The 9667-nt window shown below is 40.4% G+C and carries 9 protein-coding genes; 8 read left to right on the top strand and 1 reads right to left on the bottom strand.

What is annotated here, in order from left to right:
* The first annotated feature begins 589 nt into the window (after nt 1-589).
* The 6 genes from H9659_RS08985 to H9659_RS08960 all read left to right on the top strand — a co-directional run bounded on the left by H9659_RS08985 (nt 590) and on the right by H9659_RS08960 (nt 4859).
* The gene (locus H9659_RS08985; RefSeq protein ID WP_191689620.1) at nt 590-1018 is read left to right on the top strand and encodes a DnaJ family domain-containing protein; all 429 of its coding nucleotides are present in this window, start codon (nt 590-592) and stop codon (nt 1016-1018) included.
* 845 nt (nt 1019-1863) lie between these two features.
* Nucleotides 1864-2079, top strand: coding sequence for a hypothetical protein (locus H9659_RS08980; protein WP_225217745.1), 216 nt, complete (start codon nt 1864-1866; stop codon nt 2077-2079).
* 504 nt (nt 2080-2583) lie between these two features.
* The gene (locus H9659_RS08975; protein ID WP_191689616.1) at nt 2584-2739 is read left to right on the top strand and encodes a tRNA U-34 5-methylaminomethyl-2-thiouridine biosynthesis protein; all 156 of its coding nucleotides are present in this window, start codon (nt 2584-2586) and stop codon (nt 2737-2739) included.
* Between the two features lie 822 nt (nt 2740-3561).
* Nucleotides 3562-4032 (top strand): DMP19 family protein, encoded by a 471-nt coding sequence (locus H9659_RS08970; RefSeq protein WP_191689614.1) that lies wholly within the window; start codon nt 3562-3564, stop codon nt 4030-4032.
* A 201-nt stretch (nt 4033-4233) separates the two neighbouring features.
* Complete coding sequence (locus tag H9659_RS08965; RefSeq protein WP_191689612.1) at nt 4234-4524, top strand: hypothetical protein; 291 nt, start codon at nt 4234-4236, stop codon at nt 4522-4524.
* Between the two features lie 137 nt (nt 4525-4661).
* Nucleotides 4662-4859: a hypothetical protein gene (locus H9659_RS08960; protein ID WP_191689610.1), complete on the top strand. Its 198-nt coding sequence runs from the start codon at nt 4662-4664 to the stop codon at nt 4857-4859.
* Nucleotides 4860-5292: 433 nt separating this feature from the next.
* On the opposite strand, the gene H9659_RS08955 is transcribed toward H9659_RS08960, so the two are convergent.
* Complete coding sequence (locus tag H9659_RS08955; RefSeq protein ID WP_191689650.1) at nt 5293-6606, bottom strand: short-chain fatty acid transporter; 1314 nt, start codon at nt 6604-6606, stop codon at nt 5293-5295.
* A 289-nt stretch (nt 6607-6895) separates the two neighbouring features.
* Here H9659_RS08955 and H9659_RS08950 point away from each other — a divergent pair, with 289 nt between their 5' ends.
* Both H9659_RS08950 and H9659_RS08945 read left to right on the top strand, forming a co-directional pair.
* On the top strand, nt 6896-8056 hold the full coding sequence (locus H9659_RS08950; RefSeq protein ID WP_191689608.1) for an LL-diaminopimelate aminotransferase: 1161 nt from the start codon (nt 6896-6898) through the stop codon (nt 8054-8056).
* Between the two features lie 32 nt (nt 8057-8088).
* A complete protein-coding gene (locus H9659_RS08945; protein WP_191689606.1) occupies nt 8089-9642 on the top strand; it encodes an aldehyde dehydrogenase family protein in 1554 nt (517 codons plus the stop codon).
* The last annotated feature ends 25 nt before the right edge of the window (nt 9643-9667 follow it).

The following is a 9667-nucleotide window of genomic DNA, read 5'->3' as shown; positions in this document are numbered from 1 at the left end:
ACGCTAGATTATCTAACGCCAATTGAGTACCGATTAGAGACCTTATAAAAATTGTCCGATTTAATGTTGACAAGCCAATTGAGGGACTGCTCTTGCTGTTTTTGGATGAGTGAATACAAACTAAATTAAAAACAAGCCTGGACGAAAAATTACTCTCGATCAGGCTTTTTCTATGCAGTCATCTATTGATTTGTAGGTTAGGAAGTTCTTACTGCATATTTACACTCAATTGGAGGGTGGGTACAGCGCCTTTAAATACGATCAGATCAAATGATGGAAATGGAAACAGCACTTGATCATTCTTCCGCTATTCCGCTTTGTTGAATTCAACGAACATTGCAGTTCCTCCAGTTAGTTGTTGTCTGATTAACTACTAGCAGTTCAGCACGATGGTAAGTGATATTGTTCAACTTTTTAGACAGAACTGGCAATATGAGTAAGCGGCAACGATTGAATATGTTACAATAATTGGAGACAGAATTTTTTGTGTTCAATCGCATTGACGGTTTTCTAAGAGAAGAGAATCAGCGGCCAGAACCGATTGACCGGTTCTGGCCGTTACTTTAGTTGATGGAAAGGACTGAAAGCGATGAGAGAGCGGAACGAAGAGCAACCATACAACGATTTAATGGGGGATATTCTGAAAAAGCATCGGGAAGAAGGCGGCATGGATAATTTGAAAGGCAGGGGAAAACCACTCTCCCGTGAGTATTTCTCAGGGGATACGCTGCAGCATTTTCAGCGGATTGCGAAAGAGGCAGGCTACAAACCGCACTGGATCGAATTGCAGGACGAGATCCGTGAGGACGTCCGTCTGCTGGCAGAGTACCTGTCTGCTGGTATTGTAGTGGACATGGATGAACATTTCGGTGACATCAACCTCAAACTCGCCAAGTACAATCGAGCGTGTCCGAGACCGATGCAAAAGGGGCCTATCACGCTGGCCACTGTTTATCAGGCAGTAGAGCGGATTACGCTGCAGGGCGAGCAAATGGATCAGGAAGCTGAGAACAGTTGAGGGAAAATGAATCTTCCGACAGGGTGGCTGCGTAAGAAAGATAGAGGGGTGATGGACTTGAAACGCTATCTCGGAATTGTAGCGGCGATCCTTGTGGCGTGCGGACTTTCTGAAGTGATTTAGGGACTGCTGTTTACCTGGCTGTATACACCGAATTTATATGCAGTTGGACAGTTGACGATTCTGCCTTCGATCATACGTCACGGGCTGACAGCCTTGATAGCAATCGTGCTGATCTACGGGACTGATAGGTTTCAGAAGAAGCAAACGAAGAATTGCAGTTGTTCAGAAAACGCGATATGAGTCTACTCATATACGTTTAAAAACTTATATAAAATGAAATCAGGTATTTTGCAATATTGATACGGAACAACGTAAAACGTTCGTAACATGTGACTAGACAGTGGCGGAGTTGAGGTCGTTCTACGAAATCCTGGAAACCCCATTCCTCAACGACGCTCAAGTAAGTAAATTTTCCTGATTGGAAATAGGTTAGGGGTGATAGTTATGAATTGGAATATGTTGATCAATCGTATAACCCTAATAGGTGTTCTCATCCTACTCGTACCCTCGTGGTTCAAGCCAATCTACGCTCTGCTCTTTTGGATGTTTTTAGGAATCAATTTCATTAATCAGAGCGTTGCGATTTATGAAAAACAGGAGAAAGGCTTCGTTATGCCTTCAGTCGCAGGCGTCATAATAATAGGGGCAGGCCTACTCGGATATGTCCGATAGCTAATCGGAACGTCAATATCTGTGTATGTCTTATATACACAAACTGGCCAATTATTTGTATAAACTATAATGATATAATCTGAGAATTAATGACATTTAGGAGGAATCATTTGAAGAACACGAAATTAAGGGTTGCGTGGATTGTTCCAAATATTTTTATTTACCTAATGTTTATAGGTGCATTGATATTTATGACAATAAATGCAAAAGAAATTCAAGAGATTGGGATGGCTTCACTTTGGATATTTAATTTATTTGTTCTTTTCGTGGGTTCAATATTAGGTAGCCTCCGTATCAGGAATTGGATTAAAAAAGGGAAAATGTAATAAGTATTGTCAAGTTATAAAGCGTGATTGCGAAACAGCAATTTGCGTCTGTTCTGCAATCGTGCCAGGATGTTATGCCGAAAAAGGAGTGATGATATTGCGAAAATGTCAAAATTGTAATATGCCTTTCAGCTGGAGTAAGGTTACAAAGCATTTTTAGATTTGGTATACAGACCAGTTAAATGTGATAATTGCGGTGTAGAACGTATTTTGACTTTTGAAGGTAGGTTGATTTTTGTATCGCTTACTGGTTTGCCAATGCTTCTGTTTGTCATTTTCTTTTCACCTTTCAATAATCTCTTTGCTACGCTGGGTGTAGGACTCGCCATACTTAGTATTGGCTCTTTATTTGTTCTATATTTTGTTAAATTACAAGTTGCTTGAACTAGTTATTTTTTCTTTCTACAAACCAGCGCGTTAACTTTACAATAGTTACGCACCCATGTTCCATTTTTTTAGAAGAGTACATTTGGGAATAAATGTAATTATAACGGAGATCAAAGGATGTCTAAAAATGTAGTTTTAGCAATAGCTGGAATGATTGTAGGTTGGTTAATTATCAGCTTCTTTACAAAGGGCTTTGATATGCAATACATAATTGGCGCGTTATTTGGGTTTTTGCTAGGTTACATAGTTAAAAAAGAAGAGAAGAAAGACTGAATTGAATTACCGCAAACGGGCCATTTGTTAGAGATATGCTAAGAAAAGGAGGGAGTAATTTGGATAATAAAAAACATCTTAAAAATCTTATTATCGTTCGACTAGTAGCGACAATACTGATACTTCTGTCTTTAATATTGCCGTATTTCAGGTTAATGGATTACAGTACAACTCCAATTGTGATTCTCATAACACTAGTTGTTTTTTACGTTATGGAAAATAAATATGGTAAAAAAACCGTGAGTGAATAGATGTATACAAGAAGCTTATTTCCAGAATCGGGGGCAATTCTTACATAAGGTTTGTGCCTCAATTGGGCCAGAATAATGTATAAAAAGAAGTGTGCGAGGTGTTGATGTCATGTTTATTTACGATTGGCTGATACCTCAGTATAGGAAGGTAGAGTTTTAAAAATTAGCTTTAAACTCTTTAGGGATATTTTTTCCTACAATTTCCTTTCGAAAAAGCGTAGCTTGGAAAAATAAATTATCCAATCCCCAATTGAGCAAGATTGCGTGAAAGCGATTTGCTTCCGTTCTGCAATCGCACCATTTTGAATAGGAACTGAGGTGAACAATGAAGATACTCCATAGCAAATGGTTTGAGAAAATATTTTTGACCACAAGTTGGCTTTTATTAATTTGGCTTATAATAGGCTTTGTAGTTGTTGGTGGATTTATTCTTGTATTATTCATTGACGAAATTAAGGCTATGTAATTCTTGGATTCATTTAACGGGCGCTATTCATGAAGAAGGAGTATGCCGTTAAAGGGCCATTTAGTTTAAGACTGTTTCAAGAAAGTTAACATTAAGGGGAATACTATGAAACCTAAAATGAACAGAAGAGATTTATTAGACAACGACAATATATGGAACACTATTATAACAGTGATAAGTGAATGTGATTTATCTTCTAAAGACACAGTTTTAAATGAAGCATTTATTGTTTTTCAATACTATTCTGAGCTTGAAAGTGGAGGACACGAAACTTTACTGAATTGGATTGAATCGTATATCGATGAGATAAGCATTGACATTTATTTAAACAAATTAATATCTACCCTCGAGAAAATTGGTGCTCAAGACTATGCAATGATTGAGAAAAGATATGGTCAAGAATTGTGGAGGTTGTACGTTGCTCTAGAAAATGAGATAGAAGAAGAAGATGAATTTTATAATGTTATTAAAAAGGCTGATGACGAATATCACAAGCTTAACGGGATATTAGAGAATTTACTAAAAGCTTACTTTGTTAGTATTCATACTGATTTAATAGATGTAGTTGAAGATTAATCAAGAAAGGATGCTATAGTACCTTCCGTAATCGGGCGCTATTCATGTACATGAGCTACACAACAATCGGGCCAGATTATTTAAATAACAATAAACTGATGAGGAAGTGAAATTGGTGAAAAAATATTTTTAATAATATTCTCTGCTCTTGCAATCCTATCTCTATCAGCATGTGCACAGAAAAAGTTAAGCTTTGACGAAGTGAATACTGTTCCTCAAAAAGTAAAGGAAGCAACAAACCCTGATGATCAACTTCAAATGAATAATAAAGATGGTAAAGTATCTTACATTATTTTTCAATCACAAGAAGATGTTAAAGCCAGTTTGGAATCAGTAGGCAAAACAGCACTTATTAAGTTGGATGAAGTGGATGCGAGCAATGATAAACAGAAGCAATATATCTACACTTTAACAACAGACGAGTCTGTTGATACAATAGATATCCAAGTTAATGGCAAATCAACGCCTTATCCCATGACAATTATAGACTAATGCGGTTTTACAGTAGAAAGCTTGTGCTTCAATCGGACGCGATTGCGGGAAAGCGATTTGGGTCAGTTCAAAAAACGGGCCAGATGCTGAAATACTGAATTGTATTGATAAACGTTAAGTGTTTAGGGGGAATCTATATGTCTCAAGTAAATAAAAAATCAACTTTGATGAAAGAAATAGTAATACTTGTGCCAATATTTATTGTGATTTATTTTGGTGTCATTCTTTTAAAATACCTAAGTAATGATGATTTAACTTGGTTGAGTACTTTTGTATTGATTTTTTCTACTGGAACTATAATCTTTATAGTAAGTAGGTTAAAGAAAAATGTGTGAAAGAATAATTGCGTTTTTTCATAATAAAGCGCGATTGTAGCACATTTTAAAGCGATCAATTTCGCAATTATTTATTGAGGAATTGATTTTTCCGTTAAAATATAGTGATATTCAGACAATATTTACCTTATTTAAACAAGCAGCAATGTGTACTGTCTAAAAGTAGATGATGTATCTCATGATAGAGCGATGGTTGGGCAGCAACCGTTCTATACAGATTGAGCATATTGGGTGCTTCGTACGCGGTGAAGAGAACGATGGACAATCGATTTCGGCTGTTTGGCAAGAACATTTCCAGGAAGAAGTAGAGACACAAATCTAGGTAAAGCCATTAAATAAAATGGTTATAGTCCTTTTGAGTGATAAGTATATTTCGAAATTGTATGCCATCTAAAAAGCCGCCATCCGATCTTCCAGATGACGGCTTTTAACATTAAAAGAAATAAAGACCTGCACTGATAATGATTCCACTCAAGACTAAAACAAATACGCAATATCCCATGATATCTTTGGCACGCAGTCCAGCAATCGCAAGAGCTGGTAGTGCCCAGAATGGCTGAATCATATTGGTCCACGCGTCTCCCCAAGCAATCGCCATAGCGGTTTTCGAGTAATCGACTCCCAGTGTTTGCGCGGCATCTAGCATGATTGGTGCCTGAACAGCCCATTGGCCGCCGCCTGAAGGGACGAAGAAGTTTACAATTCCAGCAGCGTAGAATGTGAAAAGCGGAAATGTAGCCGCTGTTGAAATGTTAACGAACCCTTCTGAAATGACACCCGCAAGACCAGACGTCACCATCATCCCCATGATACCGGCATAAAACGGGAATTGGATAATGATTCCTCCGGCAGTTTTGACTGCATTCGTAACTGCTGCCAGGAAAAGTTTAGGTGTGCCATGAAAAATGATTCCAAGAATGAAGAAAATCAAATTAACGATATTCAAATTCAAGTCAAACCCGTTGACCGCAAAGTGACGAATTAAATAGACCACACCGAGCAATCCAATCAGCATGGAAAGAATCCAGCTATTTTCAAGTCGAGCAGCAGGTGTCTTCTCAGAGATGTCTTCGATGATTAACTCATCTTCGAGAAGTGCAGGATCGACGGCTACAGTGTCTTCCGGTTTTGGCATCATGAAACGATTCAATATAGGAAGACTTATAAAAATCACACCTACAATAAACAGATTATAGAGCGAGAAAATCGTTTCTGAGGTTGGCACAACTCCCATGATTTCAGCAAATGGATGGTCAGCTGTTGCAATCGAAAGTGGGATGGAGCCACCCAATCCTCCGTGCCAGACGATGAATCCTGAGTATGCACTAGCAATCAGAAGACGATAATCGACAGTTTTTACTTTCTTCGCAATTTCTTTAGCGAACAACGCACCGATCACTAAGCCGAATCCCCAGTTAATCCAACAAGCGAGTAATGAAACGACTGTAACGAGTATGATTGCTGAACCAGGAGTTTTTGCTAAACCAGCCAAGTTGCTCAGCCCTTTTTTGAACAGCGGACTGCTAGCAAGTACATGACCCGCAACTAAAACAATGACCATTTGCATCGTAAAGGATAACAATCCCCAGAAGCCGTCCCCCCAATAGACGACCATATCGAGTGGTCCAGAATCCGTCAATCCAAGCCCTAATGCGAAAACGACCAAAGTCAAGATCGCAACAAATATGTACGGATCCGGTAAATACCGTTCCATGATCGTATTCGACCATTTTGTAAGCGTTCTTATTTCTTCCCCCCCTTAAGTTGTCACCTACCAGATTACCATACTAATATTCTCAATAGAATATGTTTTCTGTTGAATAGTTATTTTTCTTTTTAACACTTACACAATTGTAATGGGGATGTTTATTTAAACGAAGTATCTATTATAAACTCCATAGATGAATTCTTGATTCATGTGAATTTCTTCTGCTCACTAGTTACTCGGAACATTTGAGTACTAATCCAAGAGGAACGCTCATAGATTTAACAGTGAGTCATATTGTGGAGAGAAAAGTGATAAGGCAGGTGGTTTTATGATCTATCAATCGGATCGTTTAGGACAAATCCCTCCGTATTTGTTTGCAGAGATCAATAAAAAGAAAGCGGCATTGATCGAAAAAGGAGTGGATGTGATTGACTTGGGGATTGGGGATCCCGATCTGCCGACTCCGCCGCATATTGTTGGAAAATTAGTAGAGGAAATGCAGGATCCTGTTAATTTCAAGTATCCGAATTTCATCGGCTGTCTTGAATATCGACAAGCTATCGCAGATTTCTATTTGCGGCACTATGGAGTTGACCTTGATCCGGAAACAGAGGTACTGGCACTCATCGGATCTAAAGAAGGCATTGCTCATTTAATCCCTACACTGATCGATCCAGGGGACATGGTTTTGATACCTGACCCAAGCTACCCCGTCTATAGGATGGCAACTTTGCTTGCAAACGGACAGTATTTTGACATGCCATTGCTAAAAGAGAATAATTTCGAACCCGATTTCAGTTCAATTCCTCCAGAAGTAATTGAACGCTCGAAATTGATGTTTTTAAATTATCCCGGCAACCCGACCTCTGCAACGGTAGACATTGATTTCTTTAAGAATGCCGTGGCGTTTTCGAAACAACATGGTATCCCGATCGCCCATGATTCTGCTTACAATATGGTGACATATTCGGACTATACTGCACCAAGTATTCTGCAAGTCGAGGGATCCAAAGATGTGGCTGTTGAGTTCGGTTCGCTTTCAAAAACCTACAATATGACAGGTTGGCGAATCGGATATGTGGTGGGCAATAAAGAGATCATCAAAGCCTTATCGGTACTTAAAAGCAATACCGATACTGGCCAATTCACTCCGATCCAAAAGGCAGCAGCCGTTGCACTCACCAGTGATCAAAGCTGTGTCAAAAACCATAACCGGATTTACGAAGAACGATTGGCTGTGGTACTCGAGGGTCTAACTTCAATCGGTATCCAAGTGGAGCCGCCTAAAGGGAGTTTTTTCGTCTGGGCCCCTGTTCCTGAAGGCTTTACCTCCACCGGATTTGTTTCCCATGTCCTCGAGAAAACAGGGGTAATCGTGACACCAGGCAACGCTTTTGGGCCAAGTGGAGAGGGGTATTTCCGCATCTCTTTATCGGTTCCGAATGAAAGACTATTCGAAGCGATCCAGCGAATCAAGGAAAGCATTTAGCAAATACATGAAAATTATGAGGAGGCATTTATATGAACAATCGAAAAGGAATTCAAGTGGTTCATTCTAATAGAAAAGGTAATGAGACGGACTATGGTAGTGACACGAAAAAACTTCTTAATTACATCGATGGTGAGTGGTGTGAATCCTCATCGGGTAAATTTGTGGACGTGCTTAATCCTGCCAACGGTAAAGTGCTAGGGGAAGTTACACAATCCACCGAGGAAGATGTGGATCGTGCAGTCCAAGCTGCAAAAAAAGCTCAAAGAGAATGGCGTCTTGTTCCAGCACCTGAACGTGCTGAGTACTTATATGCAATTGCAAACCTATTGAAAGAACGGAAAGAAGAATTGTCGCAGATTCTTACTAGTGAAATGGGCAAAGTGATCGACGAAGCTCGTGGAGAAGTACAAGAAGCGATCGATATGGCGTATTATATGGCGGGGGAAGGCCGGCGTCTCTTTGGTGATACCGTTCCGTCCGAGCTGCGGAACAAATTCGCCATGAGTGTACGAGTTCCTATCGGAGTTGCAGGTTTGATCACCCCGTGGAATTTCCCGATAGCAATCGCCTCATGGAAGACATTTCCGGCTCTCGTTTCAGGGAATGCGGTTGTTTGGAAACCGGCAACAGAAACGCCGATCATTGCTTATGAATTTGCAAAGATCTTTGAGGAAGCGGGTCTGCCGAAAGGTTTGTTGAATCTGGTGAATGGCTCAGGACGTGAAGTAGGAAATGCCATGGTGGAACATCCTGGCATCGATTTAATTTCCTTTACAGGATCGAATGAGGTTGGCAGTGCTATCAATGCTCGTGCTGGGGAACTCTTGAAACGGACTTCCCTTGAAATGGGCGGTAAAAATGCGGTCATTGTTTTGGAAGACGCGGATTTGGATCTTGCAGTAGATGGCATTTTGTGGGGGGCATTTGGTACAAGCGGTCAAAGGTGCACAGCCACCAGTCGCATTATTGTTCATCAGGATGTAAAAGAAGCGCTTGAAAACAAGCTAGTTGAGCGCATTGGCGAATTATCGCTAGGTGACGGGGCGGACGAAACAGTGAAAGTAGGTCCGGTCATCAATCGTGCCTCGTTAGGTAAAATCCATGAGTATGTAAAAATCGGTCTTGCAGAAGGAGCGACACTTCTTGCCGGTGGAAGAATGGTAACAGAGAGCGGACTCGTTAGTGGGAATTTCTACGCACCTACCATCTTTACCGATGCGACAGTTGATATGCGGATTGCTCAGGAAGAAATTTTCGGTCCAGTTGTTTCGATTATTCCTGTGAAAAGCTTGGAGGAAGCGATCGAAGTGAACAATAGTGTGAAATTCGGATTATCCAGCTCTATTTTCACGTCCAATGTCAATCTGGCGTTCCAGGCGATGAGGGATCTAGATACGGGAATTGTCTATATCAACGCGGGCACAACAGGTGCTGAAATCCACCTGCCTTTCGGAGGGACGAAGGGGACTGGCAATGGTCACAGAGATTCAGGTGTAGCCGCCCTGGACGTCTATACCGAATGGAAATCCGTCTATGTGGATTACAGCGGGAAATTGCAACGAGCACAGATTGATAACTATTGAGTAGGTGAAACTTTAGCCGCCTGCA

The sequence above is a fragment of the Sporosarcina gallistercoris genome, from assembly GCF_014836415.1.
In the GTDB taxonomy this organism is placed as follows: Bacteria; Bacillota; Bacilli; order Bacillales_A; family Planococcaceae; genus Sporosarcina; species Sporosarcina gallistercoris.
This window is presented reverse-complemented; position numbering and strand designations above follow the sequence as displayed.

Bases quoted from the DNA above. Each gene is read 5' to 3' on its own strand.
- H9659_RS08985 (WP_191689620.1), top strand. From the start codon at position 590: ATGAGAGAGCGGAACGAAGAGCAACCATACAACGATTTAATGGGGGAT.
- H9659_RS08975 (WP_191689616.1), top strand. From the start codon at position 2,584: ATGTCTAAAAATGTAGTTTTAGCAATAGCTGGAATGATTGTAGGTTGG.
- H9659_RS08970 (WP_191689614.1), top strand. From the start codon at position 3,562: ATGAAACCTAAAATGAACAGAAGAGATTTATTAGACAACGACAATATA.
- H9659_RS08960 (WP_191689610.1), top strand. From the start codon at position 4,662: ATGTCTCAAGTAAATAAAAAATCAACTTTGATGAAAGAAATAGTAATA.
- H9659_RS08950 (WP_191689608.1), top strand. From the start codon at position 6,896: ATGATCTATCAATCGGATCGTTTAGGACAAATCCCTCCGTATTTGTTT.
- H9659_RS08945 (WP_191689606.1), top strand. From the start codon at position 8,089: ATGAACAATCGAAAAGGAATTCAAGTGGTTCATTCTAATAGAAAAGGT.